The 25752-nt window shown below is 69.7% G+C and carries 26 protein-coding genes; 11 read left to right on the top strand and 15 right to left on the bottom strand.

All coding sequences use genetic code 11. The features are described from left to right. Positions 1 to 172 precede the first annotated feature (172 nt). Both RWN05_RS00710 and RWN05_RS00715 read left to right on the top strand, forming a co-directional pair. Positions 173 to 1156 (top strand): TerC family protein, encoded by a 984-nt coding sequence (locus RWN05_RS00710; RefSeq protein ID WP_314137861.1) that lies wholly within the window; start codon positions 173 to 175, stop codon positions 1154 to 1156. 38 nt (positions 1157 to 1194) lie between these two features. Continuing rightward, positions 1195 to 1884 (top strand): SOS response-associated peptidase, encoded by a 690-nt coding sequence (locus tag RWN05_RS00715; RefSeq protein ID WP_314137863.1) that lies wholly within the window; start codon positions 1195 to 1197, stop codon positions 1882 to 1884. A 3-nt stretch (positions 1885 to 1887) separates the two neighbouring features. Here the strand turns inward: RWN05_RS00715 and RWN05_RS00720 are convergent, their stop codons facing one another. Next, positions 1888 to 2667 carry a CPBP family intramembrane glutamic endopeptidase gene (locus RWN05_RS00720; RefSeq protein ID WP_240555653.1) on the bottom strand — a complete coding sequence of 260 codons (780 nt, stop codon included), beginning with the start codon at positions 2665 to 2667 and terminating at the stop codon, positions 1888 to 1890. A 203-nt stretch (positions 2668 to 2870) separates the two neighbouring features. On the opposite strand from RWN05_RS00720, the gene RWN05_RS00725 reads away from it, so the two are divergent. The 4 genes from RWN05_RS00725 (at position 2871) to RWN05_RS00740 (ending at position 5402) form a co-directional block, all read left to right on the top strand. Further along, a complete protein-coding gene (locus RWN05_RS00725) occupies positions 2871 to 3521 on the top strand; it encodes a TetR/AcrR family transcriptional regulator (RefSeq protein ID WP_153303355.1) in 651 nt (216 codons plus the stop codon). A 56-nt stretch (positions 3522 to 3577) separates the two neighbouring features. Next, on the top strand, positions 3578 to 4363 hold the full coding sequence (locus tag RWN05_RS00730; RefSeq protein WP_079000981.1) for an MBL fold metallo-hydrolase: 786 nt from the start codon (positions 3578 to 3580) through the stop codon (positions 4361 to 4363). Between the two features lie 80 nt (positions 4364 to 4443). After that, the gene (locus RWN05_RS00735) at positions 4444 to 4965 is read left to right on the top strand and encodes a hypothetical protein (RefSeq protein WP_205847566.1); all 522 of its coding nucleotides are present in this window, start codon (positions 4444 to 4446) and stop codon (positions 4963 to 4965) included. Between the two features lie 47 nt (positions 4966 to 5012). Then, complete coding sequence (locus RWN05_RS00740) at positions 5013 to 5402, top strand: MmcQ/YjbR family DNA-binding protein (protein ID WP_079000980.1); 390 nt, start codon at positions 5013 to 5015, stop codon at positions 5400 to 5402. A gap of 18 nt (positions 5403 to 5420) precedes the next feature. Here RWN05_RS00740 and soxR read toward each other — a convergent pair whose 3' ends face one another. Both soxR and RWN05_RS00750 read right to left on the bottom strand, forming a co-directional pair. Then, complete coding sequence (gene soxR, locus RWN05_RS00745) at positions 5421 to 5888, bottom strand: redox-sensitive transcriptional activator SoxR (RefSeq protein WP_276207401.1); 468 nt, start codon at positions 5886 to 5888, stop codon at positions 5421 to 5423. A gap of 190 nt (positions 5889 to 6078) precedes the next feature. Further along, on the bottom strand, positions 6079 to 7350 hold the full coding sequence (locus RWN05_RS00750) for a DUF222 domain-containing protein (protein WP_314137871.1): 1272 nt from the start codon (positions 7348 to 7350) through the stop codon (positions 6079 to 6081). Between the two features lie 217 nt (positions 7351 to 7567). Between RWN05_RS00750 and RWN05_RS00755 the strand changes: the two genes are divergently transcribed. The 3 genes from RWN05_RS00755 to RWN05_RS00765 all read left to right on the top strand — a co-directional run bounded on the left by RWN05_RS00755 (position 7568) and on the right by RWN05_RS00765 (position 9075). Next, entirely contained in the window at positions 7568 to 7864 is a 297-nt protein-coding gene (locus RWN05_RS00755) for a hypothetical protein (RefSeq protein WP_064295970.1), read from the top strand. A 10-nt stretch (positions 7865 to 7874) separates the two neighbouring features. Continuing rightward, the gene (locus tag RWN05_RS00760; protein WP_079000977.1) at positions 7875 to 8390 is read left to right on the top strand and encodes a hypothetical protein; all 516 of its coding nucleotides are present in this window, start codon (positions 7875 to 7877) and stop codon (positions 8388 to 8390) included. Positions 8391 to 8568: 178 nt separating this feature from the next. Next, a complete protein-coding gene (locus RWN05_RS00765) occupies positions 8569 to 9075 on the top strand; it encodes a hypothetical protein (RefSeq protein ID WP_079000975.1) in 507 nt (168 codons plus the stop codon). A gap of 15 nt (positions 9076 to 9090) precedes the next feature. On the opposite strand, the gene RWN05_RS00770 is transcribed toward RWN05_RS00765, so the two are convergent. The 3 genes from RWN05_RS00770 to RWN05_RS00780 are packed head-to-tail and all read right to left on the bottom strand — an operon-like array spanning position 9091 to position 11680. Beyond that, the gene (locus tag RWN05_RS00770) at positions 9091 to 10323 is read right to left on the bottom strand and encodes a hypothetical protein (RefSeq protein ID WP_079000973.1); all 1233 of its coding nucleotides are present in this window, start codon (positions 10321 to 10323) and stop codon (positions 9091 to 9093) included. Continuing rightward, positions 10314 to 11528, bottom strand: a complete 1215-nt coding sequence (gene rffA / locus RWN05_RS00775) for a dTDP-4-amino-4,6-dideoxygalactose transaminase (protein ID WP_079000971.1) — start codon at positions 11526 to 11528, stop codon at positions 10314 to 10316. The genes RWN05_RS00770 and rffA overlap by 10 nt, the downstream gene beginning before the upstream one ends. Further along, on the bottom strand, positions 11528 to 11680 hold the full coding sequence (locus RWN05_RS00780) for a hypothetical protein (protein ID WP_153303354.1): 153 nt from the start codon (positions 11678 to 11680) through the stop codon (positions 11528 to 11530). Before RWN05_RS00780 ends, rffA begins: the two co-directional genes overlap by 1 nt. 227 nt (positions 11681 to 11907) lie before the next feature. Between RWN05_RS00780 and RWN05_RS00785 the strand changes: the two genes are divergently transcribed. Both RWN05_RS00785 and RWN05_RS00790 read left to right on the top strand, forming a co-directional pair. Continuing rightward, positions 11908 to 12564 (top strand): response regulator transcription factor, encoded by a 657-nt coding sequence (locus RWN05_RS00785; RefSeq protein WP_079000969.1) that lies wholly within the window; start codon positions 11908 to 11910, stop codon positions 12562 to 12564. Next, positions 12561 to 13643 (top strand): histidine kinase, encoded by a 1083-nt coding sequence (locus RWN05_RS00790; RefSeq protein WP_314137878.1) that lies wholly within the window; start codon positions 12561 to 12563, stop codon positions 13641 to 13643. The genes RWN05_RS00785 and RWN05_RS00790 overlap by 4 nt, the downstream gene beginning before the upstream one ends. Before the next feature lie 19 nt (positions 13644 to 13662). Here the strand turns inward: RWN05_RS00790 and RWN05_RS00795 are convergent, their stop codons facing one another. From RWN05_RS00795 to RWN05_RS00835, 9 genes are all read right to left on the bottom strand, one after another. Beyond that, complete coding sequence (locus RWN05_RS00795; RefSeq protein WP_314137879.1) at positions 13663 to 13989, bottom strand: NIPSNAP family protein; 327 nt, start codon at positions 13987 to 13989, stop codon at positions 13663 to 13665. Between the two features lie 17 nt (positions 13990 to 14006). Further along, entirely contained in the window at positions 14007 to 15185 is a 1179-nt protein-coding gene (gene manA, locus RWN05_RS00800) for a mannose-6-phosphate isomerase, class I (RefSeq protein WP_314137881.1), read from the bottom strand. Beyond that, on the bottom strand, positions 15182 to 17950 hold the full coding sequence (locus RWN05_RS00805; RefSeq protein ID WP_314137882.1) for a CIA30 family protein: 2769 nt from the start codon (positions 17948 to 17950) through the stop codon (positions 15182 to 15184). The genes manA and RWN05_RS00805 overlap by 4 nt, the downstream gene beginning before the upstream one ends. Continuing rightward, positions 17947 to 18945 carry an ROK family protein gene (locus RWN05_RS00810; RefSeq protein ID WP_314137884.1) on the bottom strand — a complete coding sequence of 333 codons (999 nt, stop codon included), beginning with the start codon at positions 18943 to 18945 and terminating at the stop codon, positions 17947 to 17949. Before RWN05_RS00810 ends, RWN05_RS00805 begins: the two co-directional genes overlap by 4 nt. Positions 18946 to 18956: 11 nt before the next feature. Then, a complete protein-coding gene (locus RWN05_RS00815) occupies positions 18957 to 21443 on the bottom strand; it encodes a glycosyl hydrolase 2 galactose-binding domain-containing protein (RefSeq protein WP_314137885.1) in 2487 nt (828 codons plus the stop codon). Next, positions 21440 to 22360 carry a carbohydrate ABC transporter permease gene (locus tag RWN05_RS00820; RefSeq protein ID WP_064295958.1) on the bottom strand — a complete coding sequence of 307 codons (921 nt, stop codon included), beginning with the start codon at positions 22358 to 22360 and terminating at the stop codon, positions 21440 to 21442. The genes RWN05_RS00815 and RWN05_RS00820 overlap by 4 nt, the downstream gene beginning before the upstream one ends. Continuing rightward, on the bottom strand, positions 22357 to 23316 hold the full coding sequence (locus RWN05_RS00825; RefSeq protein ID WP_064295957.1) for a carbohydrate ABC transporter permease: 960 nt from the start codon (positions 23314 to 23316) through the stop codon (positions 22357 to 22359). The genes RWN05_RS00820 and RWN05_RS00825 overlap by 4 nt, the downstream gene beginning before the upstream one ends. A 100-nt stretch (positions 23317 to 23416) precedes the next feature. Then, on the bottom strand, positions 23417 to 24715 hold the full coding sequence (locus RWN05_RS00830; protein WP_314137887.1) for an ABC transporter substrate-binding protein: 1299 nt from the start codon (positions 24713 to 24715) through the stop codon (positions 23417 to 23419). Between the two features lie 155 nt (positions 24716 to 24870). Beyond that, a complete protein-coding gene (locus RWN05_RS00835; protein ID WP_314137888.1) occupies positions 24871 to 25740 on the bottom strand; it encodes a substrate-binding domain-containing protein in 870 nt (289 codons plus the stop codon). Between the last annotated feature and the right edge of the window lie 12 nt (positions 25741 to 25752).

Raw genomic sequence — 25752 nt, forward strand, 5'->3', positions numbered from 1 at the left:
CCCCTCCCACCCCTGACCTACACTTGTCGGAGCAGGGGGAGTACTCCTTCGCGACATGCTCGTCAGTACGGATCCGCCATCGGGTCCCGGGGTGTCGGCTCTCATCGAGAGTGGAGAAGACCGTGTTCCGACCATCGCGTCGGAGTCCCGTCCTCGAGCCCCTGGAGCCACCATGGCCGTCACCCCGCTGATCTGGATCATCACCATCGGTGTCACGATCCTCTTCTTCGTCTACGAGTTCTTCGCGCACGTGCGGAAGCCCCACGAACCGACCATCGCCGAGTCGGCACGCTGGTCGATCTTCTACGTCAGCCTCGCCCTGCTGTTCGGCGTCGGCATCGGCCTCGTCTCCGGCTGGACCTACGGCGGCGAGTACTTCGCCGGGTACCTGACCGAGAAGGCGCTGTCGATCGACAACCTGTTCGTCTTCCTCATCGTGATGGCCGGGTTCGCCGTGCCGAAGGCGTACCAGCAGAAGGTGCTGATGATCGGCATCATCATCGCCCTCATCATGCGCGGCGCGTTCATCGCCGTCGGCGCCGCACTCATCGACAACTACTCGTGGATCTTCTACCTGATGGGCGCGCTGCTGCTCTTCCTCGCGTACCGCCAGGCGTCCGGTAGCCACGAGAGCGACCCGGCCAACGGCAAGGTCGTCGGATTCGCCCGCCGCATCCTCCCGATCACCGACACCTACCACGGCGACCGACTCTCGGTGAAGATCGACGGCAAGCGCTTCTTCACGCCGATGCTGCTGACGATCGTCGCCATCGGGTTCGTCGACCTCGTGTTCGCGGTCGACTCGATCCCCGCGATCTACGGCCTCACCGAGGAGGCGTACATCGTGTTCACCGCCAACGCCTTCGCCCTGATGGGTCTCCGCCAGCTGTTCTTCCTCATCGGTGGTCTGCTGGAACGCCTCGTCTACCTCGCCCAGGGCCTCGCCGTCATCCTCGCCTTCATCGGCGTGAAGCTCGTGTTCCACGCCCTCCACGTCAATGAGCTGCCGTTCATCAACGGCGGTCAGCACATCGACTGGATCCCCGACATCCCGATCTGGTTCTCGCTGCTCTTCATCGCCGCGACCATCACCGTGGCGACGGTCGCCTCGCTCGCGAAGAGCCGACGCGACGCGCGGGCCGGCATCGAGCGGTAGGGGTCGACCGACCGCACGTGCGCTCCTATGCTGAGCGCATGTGCGGTCGCTTCGTCGTCACCGATTCCACGTCCGCCCTCCTCGCGGACCTCGTGGCCGAGTTCGAGGCGCCTGCGCCCGACTACAACGTCGCCCCCACCACCGAGGTGACCGTGGTCCGAACCCGGCACGAGGAACGGGCCGCGACCAGCGCCCGCTGGGGCTTCGTCCCCGGCTGGGCCAAGGACTTCGCCAAGCAGCGGCCACAACCCATCAACGCGCGCATGGAGACGGTCGCGACCGCCTCCATGTTCCGCAAGGCCTTCGCCTCGGCACGGTGCATCGTCCCGGCCAGCGGGTACTACGAGTGGGTGGTCACCGAGACGGGCAAGCAGCCCCACTTCATCCACGACCCCGACGCCGAGCTCGCGATGGCGGGCATCATCAGCGCCTGGCCCGACCCGGTCAAGGCGGAGGACGACCCCGGCAAGTGGCGGTTGTCGATGGCGATCATCACGCGGGACGCGCACGTCTCACCGGGCGAGGTCCACGACCGGATGCCGGCCTGCCTGACCCCCGACGGCTACGACGACTGGCTCGGCGACCACCTCGACACCGACCAGCTGCTGCAGCTGCTCGACCGGGAGTCCTTCGCGGTCGCCCACGATCTCACCCACTACGAGGTCACGCGCGACGTCAACAACGTCCGTAACACTGGCCCGCACCTCATCGAGCCACTCCCCGGCTGAGTGTCAGCTCAGGGCGGGTGTCGCGCCCGCTCGGGATCCGACCTGTCGCTCGTCTGTCCCCTTGATCACCCAGTACACGACCGCGACGGCGAGGATGCCGATGGCCGGCGTCAGGTAGGCCGCCCAGGGCGTGCCGAGCGGGGCGAAACCCACCGAGAACGCGGCGACGTCCCAGATGCCGTGCAACGCCATCGCCCAGATGAGGGAGCCGGTCACCCGCCGCACGATGTAGAAGCAGGTGCCCGACATCGCGGCGAGGACCACCTGTCCGAGCGTGTTGAGGAATGGAGCGCCGAGTGCTGCATTGACCAGATGCATGGCTCCGAACAGGAGGGAGGTCAGCAGCCACACCCACACTTCGGAAAGACGTGAGCGGAACGCCGTCAGCAGCAGACCGCGCGACATCAGCTCCTCGCAGAACCCGACCGCCAGGCCCAGCGCGAGCAGGGAGAGGAGGAACGACGGGTCGAACTTCGACCAGTCGGTGTTGACCAGGTTCGCGACGGCGACGACCAGCATGAGGGCGGGGACGAAGATCGGCCACTTGTGGTGCGAGCGTCTCCGCTCGAACAGGGCAGGCCTCCACCATCCCAACAGCCAGGTGGTGATGGCCAGCAGCACCGCGCCGACCGCCAGGTCGAGGACCGCACCTCGCCACGTGAACTCCGCGGACGTCCCGATCTCGGTGTACGCCACCCCACTGAGCTTCGATACGACGAAGATGACGGCGACGTAACCGACGTAGATCGCCAGGCCGATCCAGACACGAGGGGTGACGCGCATACGCTGTTGCCTTCCAGTCGGCAGGGAAATCGATGTCCAATGTATCGGGCGACTGCGGAACCGGCGACGAGCTCCCGGCTGACCGCCGGTCATCCGATGCACCCTCAGCTTCCTCACAGACGCTCGTCTAAGCTAGACGAGCGTCTGACTCAGACGATCGTCTAGCGGCCCGAGCCTGGGCCCTCCACCTCGAAGGAGCGCTCGTGAGCGGTCTGCGCCAGTATGCGATGAACCAGGTCCGCGACGAGATCATCGACGCCGCCGGACTCGAGTTCGGCCGGAACGGCTACGCCGGGACGTCGTTCTCCGGCATCGCGTCCGTCATGGGCAAGCCGAAGTCGGTCATCGGGTACCACCTCTTCCCGTCGAAGCGGAGCCTCGCGCACGCGGTGATCGCGGAGCAGGACGAACGGTGGCAGGCGGCGGACGCACGGATCGGCGTGCCCTACGGCGCGCTCCGTTGGGTGACGATGATCCTCGCCTCCGCGCAGGAAGCGCAGCGGTCCCCCATCGCGATGGGCGCCATCCGGCTCCTGCACGAACTGCCGCGGATGGACGATCCGGTCTACACGGTGTTCGACTGGCGGGCCTACACGCGTACGAACCTCCGCATGGAGGCCGCAGCGCACGATCTCGACCTCCCCGACCTCGACGGCGTCGCAGACGTCCTGCTCGACGCCTGCTTCGGACTCGTCACCACGACGGTGGGCGACGACGATGCGGCCGAGCTCAGTGAGCGACTGATCACCCTGATCCGGCCGATCCTCGCGACCGTCGATCCCGCCGGCGCCGCAGCCACGACGACCGCCGCGGCGGCCGCTCATGAGCTCGTCGCCGGGCAAGCTGAGCACTGACCTCCCCGGGCATCGACCCCTCCCCGAACCCCGTCTCCGCAATCGGAAGGACGCCCATGTCCCAGATCGACGCCGTGCCGAACGGCACCACCCGCAGCACCACGGTCGCGGATCGCGTGCACCTCGTGCAGGGCCCGTCCGTCAACTGGATCATCGTCGAGGGTGACCTCGGGCCGGTCCTCATCGACACCGGCTACCCCGGCGACGGTGCAGCCGTCACCGCGACCCTCGGCGCGCTCGGCTACGCGGTCGAGGACGTGCGGGCGATCCTGCTCACCCACGGACACAGCGACCACATCGGCAACGCGACCTTCATCGCCGGGTTGGCGGAGTGTGCCATCCTCACGTCCCGCGACGAGATCCCCAACGTCCGCCGGGAGGTGCTCGAGCAGGTCGGGCTCGCCGACGTCCAACCCCACCTCGAGCGTCCCGGGGTCGCCGACTGGGTCAGCCACGCCGTCGAGGCCGGCGGACTCGAGGTCGTGCCGCCGACGTCGGTCACCGCGATCGAGGACGTGCCCGAGCTCCGGGCGATCCTCGGGGTCGCGGTCCGCCCGCTCCCCCTCCCCGGCCACACGCGCGGGCACCTCGGATTCCTCCTCATCGAGCACGGTGTCCTCGTCGCGGGCGACGCGCTCGTCACCGCCCACCCCACCAGCCCTCACAACGGCCCGCAGTTGCTCCCCGAGATGTTCCACGGCGACCTGCAGCGCGCCCGCCAGTCGTTGACCACGCTGGCCGGACTTCCGGCCTCCGTCGTGTTGCCCGGACACGGCCCGGCGTTCTTCGGCTCGCCCGCGCAGGCGGCGGCGGAAGCCCTCGCCTTCGGGAGTGCGTTCTGAACCTCCGGCTTCCCGTCGGACCCCTGCGATAGCGTTGGTCGCGTCCCCGAACCCGGATCCCGAGCCACGAGGAAGTGACCATGAAGAACCCGTTCCGCCGCGACGGCAGCCCGAACGATGGCAGCCCGGTCGATGAACAGACCGACGCCCCGGAGCAGCCGAACCAGGGCCGCACCCTCGAACCCGCTCCCGAGGTACTGGCCGAGCTCGACGCACTGAACGGGGCCTGCCGGGCGGCGCCGGACGACATCGACGCGCAGATCCGGCTCTGGCGGGCGGTCGCCGCACTCGACCGGTGGGTCTTCATCAACCGCGGTCCGGAGGACGACCCGCGGCCATATGCGATCGCCGCAGAGCCCGGCAACCTGCTCTGCATCTACAGCAGCGGGACGCGGGCGCAGGAGGCCGCCTACGCGAACGGCCTGGTCCCGTCCGATGCCACGGTGTCGCTGCTGGCGGTCCCGATGCCGGGCGCGATCGACTGGGTGCTCTCCTTCGGTGAGTTGGGCGTCGCCGGCGTGACGATCGACTACCCACGCCTGGGCGCCTGGTCTCCGCTCCCGAACCTCGCCAGGCTCCGTCCGGCAAGCGGCCAGGGCTGACGCCGACACCGACACCGACACCGACACCGACACCGAGGAGGACCACGATGCACGGCTCGGAGCTGCAGGACCGGGCGGCTCGCCGCGCCGACGAACTCCCCGGTGCGGAGCTGACGCACCCGTTCGGCGAGGAGTGGGACGTCTACAAGGTGCGCGGCAAGGTCTTCATGCTGCAGACGGGGGCGACGGGCGAACCCATCGTCACCCTGAAGGCGAGGCCCGAGGACAGCCGCAGCCTGCGCGAGGCCTTCCCCGACATCATCCCCGGCTACCACATGAACAAACGACACTGGATCTCGCTCAAGCCGGACGGCGAGCTCGAACCGGCGTTCGTCGACGACCTCGTCACGGAGTCGTACCTGCTCGTCGTCGAGGGGCTGCCGAAGCGGCTGCGGCCGGTCGATCCCGGCACGTTCGGGCAACTCCGCGAACGCTGAGCACCGGGCCGGCAGCACTCAGACCGGGATTCGCCTGGCGCCGGTGCCGGTGTCGCCGAGTTCGTCGTCGGGGTTGAGGAGCGTGCACGCCTTCATCGAGAGGCAGCCGCAGCCGATGCAGCCGGTGAGCTCGCGTTCGAGTTGCTCGATCCCGCGCCGACGCTGTTCGAGGACCTTCTGCCAGCGGCGGGAGGCACGCTGCCAGTCCTCGTGACTCGGGGTGCTGGAGAGCGGCACGTCGGCGAACGCCTCCGCCACGTCTTCGAGCGGGATACCGAGTCGCTTCGCGACCGAGATGAGCGCGACGCGGCGCAGCATGTGCCGGGGGTATCGCCGCTGATTGCCGGTGGTCCGTTCGGAACCGATGAGGCCGAGCCGCTCGTAGTAGTGCAGCGCCGACACCGCGACGCCGGTGCGACGACTCATCTCGCCGACACTGAGCAACTCGTCGGGGCTGTGCACCGCGTTCCACCAGCTTCCTCGAATCGACCTCAAGCGACCTTGAGGTACAGCTCGTCTCGACGCTACAGGAGCCGCGCATGTCCGGGCACACCTTCTCGCCCACTGAGCGTGCGACCCGACCGCCCTTCGACAGGCTCAGGGACCCGCGTGTGCGGCACACTCCCCGGTCACTGAGCTTGTCGAAGTGCCCACGAGAAACCCCTCGTCGGCGGGTTCAGAACGGTGCGGGGTCCGGTTCCGTCCGGTGATGCTTGCCGTCGGGTGTCGTCCACTCGAGGACGCCGCCCGGTGCGTGTTGGAGGTTCCAACCGGGGAGATGCTTCATCCGGTGATGATGTCGACAGAGGCAGGCGAGATTGCCGACATCTGTCGTCCCGCCGTCCTCCCACGCGACAGAATGATCGAGGTCACAGGCCCGGGCCCGTCTGCCGCAGCCTGGTGCCCGGCAGGTGCCGTCCCGGAGGCGCACCGCGCGTTGGAGGTCGGCGGGAACCCTGTACTGGTTGCGGCCGACGGAAAGGACCGCGCCGGTCTCGGGCTGGACCAGGATCCGGGTGAAGCTCGGTGCGTTCACCGCGATGCGTGCGGCGGTCTCAGGGTCGATGGGCCCGTAGCCGTCGAGGGTTGCCGGGGCCTCTGAGGCACCGGCCATGCTCAGCGCCGGGACCGTGATCTGTACGGTCGGCTTGATGTGCTCCTGGACCTCGATCGGGTGCGGGAGGACCGGGCTCGACATCACGTCTTCCGGGGTTACGCCGGTGAGCGCGAGCGCCGCGAGGGCGTCCGCCTGCAGCTGGGCGCAGGTGCGGTTGTCACCGACCTTACGTGACTCCGCGGCGGCCGCTTCGACGCGCTCGAGGATGCCCTGCGCAATGGGTGCCGTCGTGAACAGGCGCACCCACGCCATGCCGTCCGCTGCCGGTTCGAACTCGACCCGGCGGTCCGCCTCGGACCGGACCGCTCTCGCAGTGATCGATTCCGGGTGCAGGCGCTCGCGCAGGACGCGAGCGCGTCTGCGGAGGTTCGCGTTGGTGGACTCCTCCGCGACCGCTAAGACTTCCGCGAGGAACACCGCCCGCCCCTCGACCGGCACATCACTGAGTTGGTCGATGATCGTCTGCGCATGCCGCGCCGAGATACGCCCTGCCTCGAGCGAGGCGAGCACGGCCGGCGCTTCGTTCACGAGGCGTTCCGCGTCGTTGCTCGCACGCTGCACGGTCCGCTCGGGCGTGCGGGTCGCCATCGCGAGGGCCGCGCAGGTCGAACGGCGGGACAGCGCCTGACGCTCGGCGGGCGGGAAGATCGCCGGGACCGTGGCGTCGGCGAAGGCGTCCGCGTAGGCGGCGGAGCGGGCCAGGAGGCGCGCCTCCTCGGCGTCCAACTTGGCGCGACGCCGCTGGATCTCCGCGTACCCGTCCGAGAACTCCGCGAGCTGCGCGGCGTACTCGTCGCCGACGCGGATCGCGGAAAGGGTGGTCTCGGTCATGGGACAAGTCCACCATGGACCACTGACATTCCAGATGCCGAGTGAGGGTGACTGTGGAAGTTGTTCGTGTGCCCTTCGACAAGCTCAGGGGCCGGAGGAACAGCGCCGGATTCGTGAGGTCGCTCGTTGGCCCTTCGACAGGCTCAGGGACCGGAGGAGGGTACTCAGGGACCGGCGGGGGGTGCGGCGGATTCACGACGTTCCGTAGGCTGGAGGGGTGAAGCTCATCGCCACCGTCCGCGACCGCGCGACCATCACCACCGAAGCCTCCGCACCCGACGTCGCCGCTCTGCGTGCCGCTGTCATCGCCTCCACCCCTCCCGGGCACGCCCTCGCCGGACTGCACGGCGGTGGCCGGGTGAACGGCGACCTCGTCGGCACCGCGGTCTTCCGTCCGACCGCCACCCGCACCATCGAGGCCGAGGGTCGCGACTACCCGAGCGCTCGCAAGGCACTCGAGGCACTCGTGCCGGAGGAGCAGGTCGTGCTCTCCGTCCACGCGGTGGACCAGTAGGGACACCGGCGTGAGCGGCCACGCATTCTCCGTGGGATCGATGGTGCGCTTCCATGAGGTCGTCTCACCGCTTCCACCGAACGACACCCTGACGGCCATGCTGTCGACGCTGCAGGCGGACGGCTTCGCCGTGGCTCCAGAGGAGTTCACCGCCGACCCCTGGACCATCCGCTACGCCGTCATCGGCGACGACGCCGCCTCGAACTGGAGCGGGTTCGCTCTGGAGGTCGTGCCGCTCCTCTCGCTACTCGGCGTGCGCCGGCCGTTCGCCCGGTGCGCGGTGCCCGTCGCCGTACGGCCGACCGAGCACGGCTCCGTCCTCCACACGACGACGGTGTGGGGGTTCAAGGGTGAAGCCAGCACGGTCGGTATGGTCGCCAAACGCGTCGCGGCCGCCACCGAGCAGGCCACCCGGGTCATCGGCGGGACCCACCGGGCCACGCTCTCGATGATCGACCGCACCGTCCCGATCGACGGCCGGCGCTTCCAGCGGCTCACCGGCTGGAAGCAACGCTCACGGGCCTGAGCTCTCGTCCTGGGCGGACTCGCCGTGCTGCCGATCAGGTCCGTGCGATGAAACCGGCACCTGCATGGTCAACGGCTTGCAGGGGTTGGTTCCGGGGTGGTTTCCAGGCGGGATCCATCTCGGACCCAGGACCCGGAGCGACACTGGATCACACCCGACCCTTGACCACCGGATCCCCATGACCCTGCCGTTCCCAACCTCGCCCGATGACGTGCTGCAGCGGCGACCGCTCCGCGCCGCGCTCGCGGACGCCGTGCTGCAGGACTTCATCGACGACCTCCCCGAGCCCCTGCGACCGACCGACCTCGCGACCCGACTCCTCTACCCGCGCTGGCAGGTGTACTCCGACATCCACGAGGGCAGACTCGTCGCCGAACGGGTCCGGAACAACAAACGGTTGTTGAAGATCGACGTCGAGCGGAACCGGGCGTGGATCGCTCGCGGGCTCGCCACCCGTCGGGCTCGCGCCGGGTCCGCCGTGGGCGAGGCGGGGCCCGAATCGCCCGTCTCGGTCGTCATCGTGGACCCCGAGGCCCTCGCGCAGCTGAACACCCTCACGGCGACCGGCTTGAGCGTGCGTGAGGCGGTCGAGCATGCGCTCACCGTCCTCGGCTCGCGCGAAGCGGCGACCACCCCCACGGTGCCCGACATCGACTCGCGTGGCCGACAGGTGCGGGCGGGCTGACGCGGCGGAGACTTGTCAGATCGACGTTCGCATCGCGCGCTCGAACTGCGCCACGAACTGTGTGCCCGGGTCGGACCAGTCCGCGGCGGTGATCGACGCCGAGATGCGTTTGGCGTGCTCGACCGCGTCGGGCCGCTCGATGATGTCGACGAGGCGACGCGCGATGGCCGCGGGCGACAGCGGGACGTACTCGATGTGCCGGCTGTCGAGGACCCCGGTCGTGTTCGGGCTGTCGTTGACGACGGGCACGACCCCGGAGGACATGATCTCGAGCGGCAGCAACGACATGTCGGTCAGCGAGAGGACGAGGCCCGCGGCACACCGGTTGTAGACCGCGTTGAGCTCCGAGATGTCCATCGCCGACCGGTTGACGAACGGGAAGCCGGTCTCGTATCCCGACATGTCCCAGCCGACGAGGTTGATCGTGATGTCGGGGCGCAGTCGGTGGAACTCGGTCAGGGCGAGCTCGCCGATCTCCCAGCCGCGTCGAGGTGTCGGCGGGCGGGCGTAGAACAGGATCTCGGTGCGGGGCGCGTCGTTCACATGCGAGTAGTGCTGCTTGTCGACCGAGTAGTCGAAGTGGTCGCAGCTCATCCCGTACTCGTCCGCGACCTTCTGCGCGAGCCACGGCCCTGCGGAGAAGCCGTGGAACCCGAACCGGTAGGTGTTCTCCGCGAGGACGTACTCGCTGCTGGCCGGGTAGAACCACGGTTCGAAGTCCTGCACGAAGGAGAACCGCTTGGCCGGACCCTCGTAGCGGAAGGCGGGGTAGGCCGTCTGCCAGTCGGAGGAGACGACGACGTCCACGCCCGGCGCGATCCCGGTCGAGGGGTCGTACCGGACGATGTCGGCCTGCAGCTCCGGGTACGCGCTGCTCGCGGCCATCATCGCCCGGATCCCGGGGATGTCGACCGCGGGCTGAGCCGAGGCCTGGTACAGGTAGATCGTGAGCCGATGCCCGGCGCGCTCGAGGAACTCCATGAACCGGAAGGCGTTCTGGTGGCCGCCCGAGGTCCGGCTCGGCGGTGAGATCAACCACGCCACGTCGTACGGGCGCTCCGGGAACTCGGCGGCGTTGAAGTTCCGCGGCACCGTCCAGTCCGCGGCGATGGCGTCGCTCGGGTACAGGTCCGTCGGCTTGCGCCGCATCGGATTGAACCGTCCGTCGGCGAAGTGCACGGCGCGCCAGAGCGTCGACCTGACGCCTTCGCCACGGATGGCACGGAGCCCCTGCCCGATCATGCCCATCTGGAGTCCCGTCCCGTCGATGCCGTCACCGCAGGTGCGGCGGGTGCTGCTGGTGTCACTGGTCCGAATGCGCGGACCGCCGTGATGACCCGGTCCACCTCGTCGTCCGTCATGGCGGGCCACAACGGGAGCCGGACGAGACGCTCGGCGAACCGGACCGCGTGCTGCGGCTCGGTGACCACTCTGCCGTAGCGCCGACCCGCAGCGCTCGAGTGCAGCGGCACGTAGTGGAAGGCGGCACCGACACCGTGCGCTTGGAGGTGCAGCAGGAGCTCCTGCTGCACCTGCGCATCCGGGAGCAGGAGGAAGAACAGGTGCGCGGCGTGCACGCCACCGGGTGGGTCCATGAGTGTCGCGCCGCGATCGTGCGCCCACTCGGCGAGTTCGGCCGCGTAGCGGTCCCAGATGCGGTGCCGATGCCCCTGGATGACGTCGAACTCGCGGAGCTGGGCGTCGAGGACGGCGGCGTTGAGCTCGCTCGGCAGGTAGCTCGACCCGAGGTCCGCCCAGCTGTACTTGTCGACCTGCCCGCGGAGGAACTGTGCGCGATCGGTCCCTTTCTCGCGCATGATCTCCGCGTGCAGCAGGACGGTCTCGTCGGAGATGAGCAGGGCACCGCCCTCGCCGCAGTGCACGTTCTTCGTGTCGTGGAAGCTCTGGGCCGCCATCGCTCCGACCGTGCCGAGGCGGACACCGTCGCCCGCGACCCCGAGGCCGTGCGCGTTGTCCTCGAGCAGGTGCAGCCCGTGCTCGGCCGTGAGCTGCTGGAACGCCGGCACGTCCACGGGGACGCCGCCGTAGTGCATGACGGAGATCGCCCGCGTGCGTGGTCCGATGGCGTCGGCGACGTGCTGGGGATCAAGGTTGCCCGTCACCGGGTCGCTGTCGACGAAGACGGGCGTCGCACCGGCGAGGACCACCGCGTTCGCCGCCGACGGGAAGGTGAAGGTCGGCAGGATGACCTCGTCGCCGGGACCGACGCCGATCAGGCGGGTCATCATCTCGAGCGCATGGGTCCCCGAGGTGGTCAGGAGCACGTGCGGCGCGCCCGTGACGTTCCGGAGGCGCTCGGAGGCCGACGCGGTGAAGACTCCGTCGCCATGGACGTGGTCTCCGGCGAGGACGTGTTCGAGCTGTTCGAGCTCACCGGCCGCGCGGAAGGGCTTCGACAGCGGGATCCGCTGCGCGAGGGAGACCTCGACCATCAACGGCCACCGAGGGCCAGGGCCGTGACGAACGCGCCGGCGAGGACCACCAACAGGATGACGCCGACGGTCGCGAGGATCCCGATGCCGACGGTCGGAGCGTCGTCAACGCCGGTCCGGCGGCGCGTGCCGCTCCCCTGTCGTGACCTCACGTGACGTCCCCCATGCGTACTCCCCCATCGTCCGTCCGACATCGTCGATGCCGGACGCGCCAGGTACCGCTCCACGGGACCAAGCGATTCAGTCTCCGCCTCGGCGGGCGCGGTCCACATCCTGCTGCGGGCTATTCCACCCCCGCCACCTGGCGGGTTCAGCCTCCCCACCGTCGCCGCCCGGTTCCCCGGACTCGTAGGGTGAGAGTCGAGCTGAGGAGGACACCGTGATCGGAGTGGCCATCGTCGACGACGAGGCGTTGGTACGGTCCGGATTCGAACTCATCCTGGGTGCCGTCGAGGACATCGAGGTCGTCGCCTCGGTCGACGGGGTCGACGCCGTGGAGGCGATCCGCTCGAGCCGTCCCGACGTCGTGCTCCTGGACGTCCGCATGCCAGGGCGCAACGGGCTCGACATCCTCGACGAACTGCAGACCTGGGACGACCCACCCGTCGTCGCGATCCTGACCACCTTCGACTCCGACGACTACATCGCACGCGCCCTCCGCAGTGGCGCCGCGGGGTTCCTCGTGAAGGACACGGACCCGGAGCAGCTCCCCATGCTGCTCCGATCCCTCTCCGCGGGCGGCATCGTGCTGTCCCCGCAGGTGTCCCGGACGCTCGTCGGCGGATTCGCCCGCGCCGCCGACCGCGAGGCGGCGAAGCGACTGTCCGGGCTGACGGGCCGCGAACAGGAGGTGCTCGCGGCGCTCCGGACCGGTGCGTCCAACTCTGAGATCGGCGAGGTACTGCACCTCAGCCGCGCCACCGTGAAGGACCACGTGAGTGCGATCCTCGGCAAACTCGAGGTGACGACCCGACTCGAAGCCGCCATCATCGCCGAGCGTGCCGGGGTCCGCGGCGACGAGGCGGCCCCGCGGTGAAGCCGCGCTCCCGGCTCTGGTCGGTCCTCCTCGAACTCGCCCTCATCGCGGCGGCGGCCGTCGAGAGCCTGACGACGCTCGAGTGGGCGACCCCCTGGGAGTCCGGCCTGGCGATCGCCGCTGCCGTCGGCCTGGTCTTCCGGCGACGCTGGCCGTGGCTGTCGCTCCTCCTGGCTGTGCCGGCCTTCACCCTCAACCTCGCCACCCTCGCCGGCTTGGCATCGCTCTTCTCCGTCGCGGTGCGGGAACGGCGACGCTGGCGGCTCGTCACGACGGGCGCCGTGGTCTTCGTCCTCGCCGCGGTGCCGTGGTGGGGGTGGACGTCGCCCAACTACACGATCCTCTCCATGGTGTACGCCGCACTCTACGCGGCGGCACCGATCGCCTTCGGTCTGCTCGTGCGCACCCGCCGCGAGCTGTTCGACCGCATCCGCGACCTCGAACAGGTCCGACGCAGCGAGCGGGCGCGCATCGCCTCCGATGTCCTCGTCGAGGAGCGCACGCGCATCGCCCGGGAGATGCACGACGTCGTCTCCCACCAGGTCAGTCTGATCGCCGTCCAGGCCGGCGCGATCCAGGTGCAGACCGAGGAACCCGGGACGAAGCGGATGGCGGTGACGATCCGTTCGCTCGCGTCGCGCACGCTCGACGAGCTGCGGGACATGGTGACACTGCTGCGCGCGGAGACCGGACACGCGCCGCTGGCCCCGCAACCGACGGTCGACGACCTCGACCGGTTGATCGCGGAGAGCGGCATCGCCGTCACCTCCGCCATCGAGTTGCCGGACGGCCTCCCCGCACCGTTGCAGCGTGCGATCTACCGGACGGTGCAGGAGGGGCTGACGAACGCGCGCAAGCATGCGCCGGGCGCCGCGGTCGACGTGCGCGCGGAATCCTCCGCCGACGAGGTCACCGTGGTCATCCGGAACGCCCGCCCCGCACGCGCGTCGGACAGCTCGTGGTCGTCCGCGGGCCACGGCCTCGTCGGCCTGAGCGAACGCGCCGAACTCCTGAACGGGTCCCTCCTCACCGAGGACGCGCCGACCCGGTTCACCCTGACGTTCCGCGCGCCCTACTGAGGCTCAGGGTCACTGAGGCTCAGGGTCGGAGGTCCGGTTCATCGCCGAAGAGCGGCGTCTGGAAACGACGCTCGAAGCGCACGATGCAGCCGGTGCCCCGCACGAGCTCGTAGGCCTCGATGCACTCCGGATCCGTCGTCGCGGCGATGCGGTACTGCTCGTACGCGGCGAGCGACGGGAAGCTGAACAGCGCGAACGCCTCGTCGTTGTCGCCCTCCGCTGGGAGAAAGTAGCCGTGGTGGTCGCCACCGAGCCGGTTCACGAGGCGGATCCAGCGCCGCCCGTACTCGGTGAAGGTGTCGAGCTGCTCGGGGTCGATCTGGTAGCGGAGGTGGATGGTGATCATGGGTCCAGTCTGGCCGGTCAGCCGGTGGCGACGAACACCGTCCCGTCCGCGGACACGGTCACCGGCTCCGGGCCCGGCGAGACGAACACCGCAGCACCGCGCTCCAGCACCACCGTGTCCGGGCCCTGTTCCACGCGCGCGGTACCGGCGGTCACGACGATCACGGCCGCCCTGCCGCGAGCGAGGTCGCCCGCCGTCCCCCGGTCGACCTTGACGAGGTCGAAGTCGTCGACCGGCACCGGGTAGACGAGCCCGCCCTCCGGCCGGACGACCGGCTCGACGAACGGGACCGGCACCGGTTCGAACTCGAGGACGGCGAGCAGTTCCGGGACGTCGACGTGTTTCGGCGTCAGCCCGCCACGGAGCACGTTGTCGCTTGAGGCCATGACCTCGACCCCGAAACCGGAGAGGTAGGCGTGGATGTTGCCCGCAGGCAGGAACAACGCCTCGCCCTCGTTCAGTGCCACGAGGTTGAGGAGCACCGCGACGACGATTACCGGGTCACCCGGGTACTCCTCGGCGAGCTGCCGGACGAGCTCGCGCTCGGCCGCCCAAAGGCGGTGACCGGTGTCGGCACGCGCGGCCGACACGAGGGCGGCGACCGCGCCGGGGGTCCGTCGTTCGAGCACCGCCCGCACCGTGTGTTCCAGACCGGCGTCGAGCAACTGCCCCGCCAGTGTCTCGAGCACCCGCCGGTCGGTCCCCTCGACGAGGCCGGCGAGGTGGATGAGCAACGCCTGCGACCGGTCGGTCGCACGGAATCCGCACAGTGCACGGAAGCCGTCCTGGAGGGCGACGATGATCTCCGGCTTGTGCGAGGCGTCCTTGTAGTTCCGGTGCGGCGCGTCCCGGGGCACGCCCCGGCGCTCCTCGTCCGCGAACCCGGCCCTGGCGCGGTCCGGGGTGGGGTGGACCTGGAGGGACAAAGGACCAGCCGCGGCCAGGAGCTTGAGCAGGAAGGGCAACCGGTCCCGTCCGCCCAGGGCCGCGTCGGGGTCCGAAGCGAGCCAGTCGTTGAGGCTCGCGGGGCCGCCATCCTCCGCGTCGACGAGGGTGGTCACGCTGTCGGGGTGCGCCCCGAGCCAGAGCTCGGCCTGGGGCGAACCGTCGGCCGGCACGCCAAGCAGCTCCGGGATGGCCGTCGTCGAACCCCATGCGTACCGTCGGGGGTCGCTCGTGATGCGATGCAGGGTCATCCGTGCACCCGCCGACGACCGCGGAACAGCAGCACACCGCCGAACGCCAGCAGGGCGAGCGCACCGATGATCCAGGGTGCGGCCTCCAGGCCGGTGCGGGCGAGGTCGCCCGCAGGAGCGTCGGTGGCGCCGGTGCCCGATCCGCCGACCTCGCCGGTGTCAGGCTGCCCGGTGCCCGGTTGTCCCGTACCCGGCTCGCCCGTGCCGGGTCCCGGGTCCACCGCAGCGACGATCGTGGTGATGTCGTCGACCAACAGCGTGCCGGTCCCCTCGCCACCGAGGTAGAACCCGATCTGGGTGACGGAAGTGGGGTCGAACGCCGCCTCACCGGCCCACGCCGGCGGGGCGAAGTCCGAGAACGGGATCTCGACCAGCTGCCAGCCCTCGCCCACGATGGGCGCGACCGTCTCCCAGTACGTCCCACGCGTCACGAACTGGACGGTGACGTCGTCGCCCGGCGTCCCCTGCACCCAGAGCTCGAGGCCGCTGTACCCCCACCAGTCCTGCGGCGTCTGGAAGGTCCGGACGACACCGGCGTAGCCGGGACCGGCGAGGTCGTAGGCGGCCGACATCGCCTGCGACCCCGAGTCGGGGTTGCTCGTGAGCGTCGGCGTGATCGCTCCGCCGCCCGTGTTGCGCACATAGGCGGCTTGGAGTGCGGCGTCGTCGGGGTAGGACTCGAAGTCCTCCACGACGAGCGGCTCGCTCGGGAGGGCCTTCATGAGGAAGTCGGAGGCTCCCGTGCTCGTGGCGGTCGTCCCGGCCCCGTTGACCGCGGACACCGACCACCAGTACCGCTCCCCTGCCGTGAGCGAGACCGTCGGCGTGATGGAAGTCGTCCCCACGCCGTCGACGACGACGACCGGGTTCCCGAGATCGGCCTGTGGGGAGAGCGTGAAGCGGTAGTACGCCGCACCGGCCGACGGCTCCCAGGTGAAGGTCGGCGTCGCCGTCACGTCGACGGTGCCCGGTACGGGCGACGTCGAACCGAACGCCGCGGGCGGTCCGCTCGGGGCGTCCACCGCCGACCGGATGGTGGCCCGCGACAGCGTCGCGCCCGCGGCGAGGGTCACCCGCAGGTACGGGCCGACGAGGTCGCGTGCGACCACCGCGCCGCCGACGCCGGCCTCGGTCGCCGCGGTCTGCCAGGTCGAACCGTCGGCGCTGGACTCGACGACGACCGATCCGGAGACCGCGAACGCCGCCGCCGACAGTCGGTCCTGCTTCCAGGTGACGCTGGCACCGTCGGCGACCGCCGTCACGCTCGTCCCGCCGGCACGGGGCGTGATCGCCAGGTCGTCGTGCGCTTCGGTCAGCAGCCACGACTCGAGCGGGTCGACGAGCACGCGGGTGTCGGTCTCGGTCGGGACCGGGTCCGACAGATCGGCGACCGCGCCGGCCGCGTCGAGGGCGACCACCCGGTAGACGGCGCCCGCGGGTGATCCGAAGTCCGTCGCCGATCCCGCGTCGGCGGCGAGGACACCCGTGTCGACCGGCGTCCAAGCCGTTCCGTCGAGCGAGCGTTCGAGACGGTACGAGACCGCACCGCCGGCACCACGCCACCGGACGGTGTTGATGCCGTTCGCCCGGTCGATCGCCGTGATGAGCGGCGTCCCGACGGCGGGAGCGGCCGGAACGGCACCGATCGCGGCGGCGTAGGCGGTGATCGCGGAGACCCGGGCGCGCTCGGCGTCGGTCGCACCGGGAGCGTGGATCGTGAAGCCGTCGTCGTGCGGCACGAGCCCGCCACGGTCGTTGTTGCCGAACAGCGACCAGAACAGCATGCCGGTCACGTTCGGGTCGGCGACGAGCGGTTCGAGGAGCGCCGGGCTCGCAGCTGTCGAGGCGTACTCGCCGGCCAGGTAGACCTTGCCGGCGGCGGTGACCGTCGCCGCGTCCGCGGAGACGCGTGCGGCGGTGGGCGGGTAGTAGTGCACGTCGACGATGTCGAGCCCCGGCGCGGCGAGCGTGTCCGGATCGATGTCGAACCGACGTCCGGCCGCCACGAGCTGCTGCGGGGCGCGTTCCTTGATGAATGCGACCTGCCGGTCGATCCAGGGCGCGGTCATCCCCTCCAACTCGTTCCCGAGTTCCCACGCCATGATCGTCGGGTCCTCGGTGTACCGGACGCCGGTGAGCGCGTTCGTCCGCTGGAGGATCGCGTCGACGTACGCCTGGTAGGCGGCGATCGGACGCTCGTCGGTGTAGAAGTCGGCGGACGACAGGCCGTAGGGCGTCGTGAAGTCGCGATGCCCGCCGTGGTAGTACTCCCACTCGTCGGTGAGCGGGAGGACGAGCCGGATCCCGAGTTTGCCCGCGTAGGCGATGGCGAAGTCGATCGTGGCGAACGCCTCCTCGTTCATCTGCCCGAGGGCCGGCATGATGGCGAGCGGGTTCGCGCCGTCCTGACCGGTCGAGGTCATCATGTGCGTCCGGACGACGGTCGAGCCCATCCGTGCCGCCGCGTCGAGGGTGTCGGCGATACGGAAGGCGGTCGGGTAGTCGACCCCGCCCACGTTCTCGTCGAGACCGAGCCAGTAGATGTTCGGTCCGCTGAAGCGGAAGGTCTCGCCGTCGAGCACGAGCCGGGAGCCGTCACGCTCGACGAACGAGGTGTTGAGCGACGTCCAGTCGGTGGGCGCAGCGACGGCGGGGGTCGCGAGCGCCGGGAGCAGCGCGGCGGTGACGGCCGCGGCGAGCACGCCCGCCGCGAGACGTCCTCGGGCGCTGCGACGGGGGTGGTGCGGGTCGGTGGTGCGGTTCATCGTGCCAGGCTCCTTCGTCTGGGATGGTGCATCAGGTCGTTCGCCGGGAGGCCGAGAGCCTCCGGTCGGTGGATGAGTGCTGCGGCGCCGAGGATCGGTCCGGCGCCGTCGAGGGCGGAACCCGTGACGACCACGTCGGCGGCGTAGTCGAGCACGATGGCGTCCTGCACCGCGGCGCGGACGAGGTCGAGGTAGTCGGGGCTGACGGCGGTGAACCCGCCGCCCACGGCGACCGCTTCGAGGTCGAGGAGGGTCACGGCGCTGGCGATGGCCTGGCCGACAGCCGTGGCCGAGCGGACGACGGCCGCACGGGCGATCGGGTCGCCGGTGGCCGCCGCGACGGCGAGTTCCTCCCCGGTGTACCCGTCCCAGCCCATGGACCGGGCCCAGGCGACGCTCCGCGGACCGGAGGCGATGCGTTCCAGGGTCGCGTCGTCGGCGGACGTCCGCGCGTCCCGCGAGGCGATCTGCACCTGACCGATGTGGCCGGCGTTGCCGCCGCGGCCCGCGATCAGGCGACCGTGCAGGATGACCCCGCCGCCGACCCCGGTCGAGACGATCATCGCCATCGAGTTCTCGGTGCCACGCGTCGCTCCGAGCCAGTGCTCGGCGAGGGCGATGCAGGTGCCGTCGAGCCGGACCACCACCGGGGCGTCCGGCAGCAGCCGCCCGACGTGCGCGCGCAGATCGAAGCCGTGCAGCTGCGGCAGGTTCTTGGGGCTGACCGTCCCGCGCTCCAGGTCGACCGGGCCGGCGGAACCGATGCCGACGCCGACGAGCGCGGACCCGTCCGGCAGGTGTGCGACCGAGGCGAGGACGACCCGGTCGACGGCGTCCTCGAGCGCCCGGCGCCCGGCATCGGGCCCGGTCGGCGCCCGGTGCGCGCTGCCCTCGACCACGACGCCTTCGGCCGTGACGAGTGCCGCCTCCACTTTGGTACCGCCGAGGTCGACCGCGAGCGCGATCGATCCCGACGGGTCCTGCCTCCCGGTCATGTCCGCCAGGGTCACCGCGCCCAGTCCTCGACCAGCTGGTTCGCCGTGCGCACGACCCGGGTCGACCGGAGCTCGTCCTCGCCGAGTTCGGCTTCGGTCCGCACGCGGAACGTCACGCGCTCACCCGGCAGGAGCGTCACAAGTTGGTCGTCGACGACGGCGGCCGGGTCGACCTTGTCCACGAGCAGGGTGAGGTCGCGCAGGAAGGACTCCGCCGCGACGGTCACGGCGTACCCGCCCTCCTCGCGAGCGATCTCGATGCTGAGGCGTGGAGCGGGGAGCGCAGACACGCGAGCCTCGGCGAAGAACCAGAAGCCGCGTTCGGCACCGAGGGTGGCGACGAGCACCTCGTCGGTCGTCGATCCCGCGACCGCGACCGCTTCGGGGATCTCGACGAGCGTCGAGGAGCGTCGGTCCAGGTCGACCGGGACACGCACGGAAGCCAGTTCCGTCCCGTCGAACCGGAGGCGTCGGATGACGAGCTCGTCCGCCCAGGCGTCCGGTCCGTCGTTGAGGACGGCGACCACGAGGCCTTCGCCACGCGGTTGGACGGTCACGAGGCGATCGGCGTAGACGTGCTTGAGCGCATAGAGCAGTGGCTTGGCGCGCTCGTCGCCGTCGACGGCGGCCCAGGAGGTCACGGGCCAGCAGTCGTTCAACTGCCAGACGATCGATCCCATGCAGCGCGGGCTCCAGGACCGGAAGTGCTCGATCGCCACGGTCACCGCGTTCGCCTGGTTGAGCGACATCGCCCAGTGCCAGTCCTCGGTGTCGTCCGGGAGCGGCAGGTGGGCGACGAGTCCGTCGGTCAGCTTGTCGTTGCCGTCGATCGCCTTCTGGTGGTGGATCATGCCGGGCGACTCCGGCGTGAGCGGCGAGTCCGAGATGGCCCGCCCGATCGTCGACCACGTCGCCGGCCCCTGCCAACCGAACTCGGCCACGAAGCGCGGCGAGACGTCGCGGTAGGCGGGGTAGTCGACGCGGTTCCACAGCTCCCACAGGTGCACGGATCCGTGGTCCGGGTCGTTGGCCGGGATGTCCGGCGTTCCCGACCAAGGGCTGCCCGCGGTGTAGTTGCCGGCCGGGTCGAGCTCGGCGACGAGCCGCGGCAGCAGGTCGAGGTAGTAGCCCATGCCCCAGGTGCGGCCCTGGACGCGCTTCTCCCAGCCCCACTCCTCGAAGCCCCAGATGTTCTCGTTGTTGCCGTTCCAGAGCACAAGGCTCGCGTGCGGCATGATGCGCGTGATGTTGTCGCGCGCCTCCGCCTCGACCTCACTCCACAGCGGTTCCTCCTCGGCGTAGGCCGCGCAGGCGAAGAGGAAGTCCTGCCACACCATGATCCCGCGCTCGTCGCAGAGTTCGTAGAAGTCGTCGGACTCGTAGTAGCCGCCACCCCAGATGCGGAGCAGGTTGAGGTTCGCGAACTCGGCCTGGTCCATCCGGCGCGCGAGCCGGGCGCGGTCGACGCGGGTCACGAAGGCGTCGTCGGGGATCCAGTTGGCGCCGCGCACCCACACGGCCTCACCGTTCACGACGAAGCGGAACGAGGTGCCCTCGGCGTCGGGTTCGAGTTCGACGGCGACGGTCCGGAAGCCGATCCGCTTCGACCACTCGCCGAGGCGTGCCTCGTCCTGCCCGAGCGCGACGTCGACGTCGTACAGCGGCTGCTCGCCGTAGCCGCGTGGCCACCACAGCTCGGCGTCAGGGACAGTGAGCTCGACGACGGCGGAACCGGCACCGGCCGGGAGCACGACCTCGGCGTCCACGCCGGCGACCGTGGCCGAGAGCGCCAGGGCGACATCACCGTCGCCGGCGCGTTCCACGTCGACGTGCACGGCCACCCGGCCCTCGCCGCCGTCGACGGTCACGACCGGACGCACCGAGGCGAGCCGGGCCGTCGACCAGGACTGCAGACTCACGGGCTTCCAGAGGCCGGAGGACGCGGCGTCGAGCCCCCAGTCCCAGCCGAAGTTGCAGGCGGCTTTGCGGATGGCGTTGAACGGGTGGGAGTAGGTGTGCGGGCGGTAGCCGATCTCGAGGCTCGCGACGTCGGCGGCTGCGACGGGCGACGCGAAGTGCACGACGAGGTCGTTCTCGCCCTCGCGGAGGACGGCGCCGACGTCGATGCGGTAGGTGCGGTGCTGGTTCCGCGTGGTCGCGACGACCGAGCCGTTCACCGTGACCGTGGCGACGGTGTCGAGTCCCTCGAACACGAGGTCGTGCCGCTCGTGGCCGTCCGGCTCCCAGGCGAAGGTGGTGCGGTACTCCCAGTCCGTCGATCCGATCCACGTCACGAGGTGCTCGTTGCGGTCGAGGAAGGGGTCGGGGATGAGCCCTGCGTCCAGGAGGTCCGTGTGCACGAGGCCGGGCACCGTCGCGGGGACGCTCGTCCCGACGAAGGCCTCGGGGACCGCACCGCCGACCGCACGCAGACTCCACCCCTCGTGCAGGAGACGGGTGGTCAGGGGACGGACGGTGGCGGTGTCGATGATGCTCACTTGGTTGCTCCAGAGGTCAGGCCGTTGTAGATGTATCGCTGCAGGAAGAGGAAGGCGACGAGCGTCGGGATGATCACGAGGATCGTCCCGGCCGCGATGATCTGCCACTGGGCGCCGAACGGTCCCATAAACCGGAACAGCGAGGTGGAGATCACCCCCAGGTCCTGCGACGGCATGTACAGGAAGGGGATGTAGAACTCGTTGTAGATGGCGATGCCCTTGATGATCACGACCGTCGCGACGGCGGGTTTCAGCAGCGGGAGGATGATGCGCCAGTAGATCGTGAAGCGGTTCGCACCGTCGAGCATCGCGGCCTCGTCGAGGGACACCGGGATCGACTGCATGAACTGCAGGAAGATGTAGATCGCGACGATGTCGGTCCCCATGAACAGCAGGATCGCGGCGCCGCGGGTGTTGAACAGTTCGAGCGCCGAAACGACCTGGAACGTGGCCACCTGCGTGGTCACCGACGGGACGAGCGTCGCGAGCAGGAACAGCCCCATGACGAGCTTCCGGCCGCGGAACCGGAACCGGTCGAGCGCGTACGCCGACATGGTGCCGATCAGGATCGTCCCGGCGACGGAGACGAGCAGGATGATCGCGGTGTTGAGGAAGCCCGTGACCATGCCGCCCTGATCGAACGCGACGACGAAGTTGTCGAAGTTGAACCAGTTCGACGGCGGGGTGAGCGGGCCGGTCGTCCGCTGCTCGCGGTCGGTCTTGAACGCGAGCATGAAGATCGTGGCGAGGGGGACGACGGCGAAGAGGCTCGCGATGATGAGCGAGGCGTACTTGATCGTCGTCGCGGTGAGGGCGCCGGCGCCCTGTGGACGCTTCGGCCCGCGCCTCGTCCGCCGCAGCGGGGTACGGGGTTCGGGAGCGGACGCGGAGACCGGTCGGTCGGTGGTGGCGGTCACGACTCGCCTCCCTTCTCGTCGGGGAACACCCGGCGTTGGACGAAGGTGATGATGAGGACGATCAGCAGCAGCACGACGGCCATGGCCGACGCCAGTCCCACCTTGGAGAACTTGAAGGCCGTGTTCACGGTCTGGATCACGAAGGTCTCGGAGCCGTTGGCACCGCCGGTCATGATGTACGGCATCTCGAAGGCGGACAGGGCCCCGGCGATCGCCAGGATGAACGACAGGCCGAGGATGCGCCGGATGCTCGGCAGGATGATGAAGCGGAACTTGTGCCACGAGTTGGCACCGTCGAGGTCGGCGGCCTCGTACTGCTCCGACGGCACCGACTGGATGGCGCCGAGGAAGAGCACGAAGTTGAGGCCCATGTACCGCCAGACCGAGGTCGCCGCGAGGGACGCGTTCACGAAGGACGGGTCGCCCAACCATTGCGGGGTGTCCTGCACGCCGACCGCCGCGAGCAAGGCGTCGAGGGTACCGCCGGGTCGGAGGAAGTAGAGGAAGACCAGACCGATCGCGACCCCGTTGATGAGGTACGGGAAGAAGATGACGCCCTTGAAGAGGTTCTTGAAGCGGGTGCGGAAGCTCAGCAGCGTGGCCAGGTAGAGGGCCAGGACGAGCTGGGCGACGGCACCGACGAGGTAGTACAGGCTGACGAAGAAGACCTGGAAGATCTCCGGCTTCGTGAAGATCTGCACGAAGTTGTCGATGCCGACGAACTCCTGCTCGGGCTCCAGGCCGTCCCACGAGGTGAGGCTGTACCAGAACATGTTCGCGACCGGCACGTAGGTGAGCACGATCAGGAAGGCGAGCGGCACCACCAGGAAGAGCCAAGGGGTGACGCGCGAGCCGGTGGCCTTCGGCGGTCTGCCCGGCCGCAGTGTGCGCGCGCGGCGTGGATGGTTCGTCACCACCGCTCGGGTGGCGGGTGACGCTCCCTGGACTGTGACCATGTTCGTTGCCTTCGATTCGCTGGAGTGGATGGATGGCGCCCGGGCCCGCCGGACCGGAGGTCCGCTGAGGGGGTTCGTGGGCCCGGGCGCCGGTCGGGTGCTACTCGGCGACGTCGGCGCGGGCTGCCGCCCAGCGCTCGTTCAGGTCGGCGAAGGCGCTCTCCTTGTCGCCGTCGGCGGCGCCGCGGGCGATGTCGATGAGCTTCTGGCGGTAGGTGTTGCCGAAGAGGTCGATCTCGGCGGCGTTCGCGATGTCGTTGATCACGGCCTCCTTGCCGACCGGGTCGGGAGCAAGCTCCAGGTAGGTGACGCCGAGGTCGGCGAAGTCGGACAGCGAGTCGGGTGCCGGGTCGCTGATGACCGGGCTGATCGCACCCTGGCTGGCGGCGAAGCCGGACTCGTTCGTGAACCAGTCGATCCACGCCTTCGCGGTCGCCTTGTTCTTCGAGTACTTGCTGACCGCCAGGAACTTGTCGGAGGCGGTGACGGAGGTGAAGCCCTCGTCGGTCTTCCACGGCATCGGCCAGAAGCCGATGACGTCGCGGGACTCGCCGGCCTTCTCTGCGGCGTCCTGCATCTGCGAGACGGCCCACGAGCCGAGGACCATCGAGCTGATCTCACCGGAGGCGAGGAGGTTCTTCGACTCCTCCCAGTTCGTGGTGGTGGGGTCGGGTTCGCTCAGACCGGCGGCGACGGTGTCGAAGAGGAGGCCGTCGATGTTGTACTGGTCGTTGCCCTCGGTCCACGGGCTGTCGGTCGCGATCATCTCGGTGCGGACCTTCGGGCCCTGCACCGCTCCGAGGTTGCCCTCGAGCGTCGCGAGCGGCCAGCCGTCCTTGTAGTTCGTGTAGTACGGGATCGAACCGGTGGCCTTGATCTTCTCGAGCGCGGCCAGGTACTCCTCCTCGGTTGCCGGGGGCTCGGTGATGCCGGCCTTCGTCCAGACGTCGCGGTTGAAGACGTAGCCCATGGCGGACCCGAAGGTCGAGACGCCGTAGGCCGTCCCGTCGAAGGAGGCCTCGTTCGCGAAGCGGTAGGTCTTGGACTGCTCCTCGGTGTTGCCGAGCGGCTCGAAGAAGTTGGCGTACTGGTCCTTCGTGACGTTCGAGGACGGGATGAGGAGCACGTCGCCGTAGTCCTTCGAGTTGAGGCGGATCTTGGCGTCGCCCTCGTAGTCGGTCAGGGCTTCGAACTTGACCGTGGTGCCGGGGTACTGCTTCTCGAACTCCTTCGCGTAGTCCTTGAAGGTGGTGTCGACGAGGTCGGTGCGGTTGGTGAGGACGGTGATCTCACCGTTCGGCTTGCCGTGATCGTTGGCGGCACCGCCGGAGCAGCCGCTGAGGACGAGTGCCGCGGCGGCAGCCGTCGCGGCGAGGCCGATGATCGGTCTCCGGGACATGGGAACTCCTTCGTTCGTGGGGGCGAAGGGCCGGGTCGCCTCCTCGCTCGCTGTCCAGCATCGTCTGCCGTCTCGCGTCCGTCAAGACTAAACATTATTAATTTATATAACAACTCGGTCACAGGAAGCCAGGTCCCCCGGCCGCTCGGCGCGACTCAGACGGCCGGGGCGATCCCCGAGGTGGAGCGCTCGATGACCACGGCATGCGGGGCCTCGCGAGTGGTGCCCACACGACCGGCGAGCAGCTCCAGCAGCTCCTCGCCGGCCATCTCACCGATGCGCTGGACGTCGTGACTGAGCGCCGACATCGGCGGGTCGGACAGCTGGCACTGCGACGAGTCGTCCCACGCGACGATCGACAGGTCGTCGGGGACGCGCAATCCGGCCTCCTGTACGGCCTGCAAGCCGCCGAGCGCCATGACGTCGCTGTCGAAGACGACCGCCGTCGGTCGCGGGTCCCGTGCGAGCAGCGCCTGCATGGCCTGGACGCCGGACGCCCGGGAGTAGTCGCCGCCGATCGAGACGGTGTCCACCTCGGGCAGGTCGGAGGCGAGGGTGAACGCCTCCATGCGCGAGAGCGTGTGGGTGAGTTCGCGCGGACCCGTGACGTGCGCGAGCCGCCGGTGCCCGAGGGAGACGAGGTGGTCGACGGCCTCGTGCATCGTGACCGCGTCGTTGGTCCAGACGGCCGGCAGCCCCTGCGCCGTCGTCGGTGCGCCGATCACGATCGCGGGGATGCCCGAGCGCTCGACGAAGGCGACCCGCTCGTCGTCGTCGATGAGGTCCACGAGGATCACGGCGCTCACCGTGCCGTCCCGCTGCCAGCGTCCGAGCTGCAGCAGCTCCTCCTCGCGCGTCGGCAGGACGCGCAGCAGCACCGACAGGCCGTGCGGGCGGACCACGCGATCGATGCCCGCGATGAGCTCGTGGTAGAACGGCTCAGCCCCGTAGATCTCCGAGGCACGGAACAGCGTGAGGCCGATCGGCCGGGGCTGCGCGATAGTCTGTTCGGCGTCGAGACCCATCGGGACGCGGCC

This window comes from uncultured Plantibacter sp. (assembly GCF_963518075.1).
Lineage (GTDB): Bacteria > Actinomycetota > Actinomycetes > Actinomycetales > Microbacteriaceae > Plantibacter > Plantibacter flavus_A.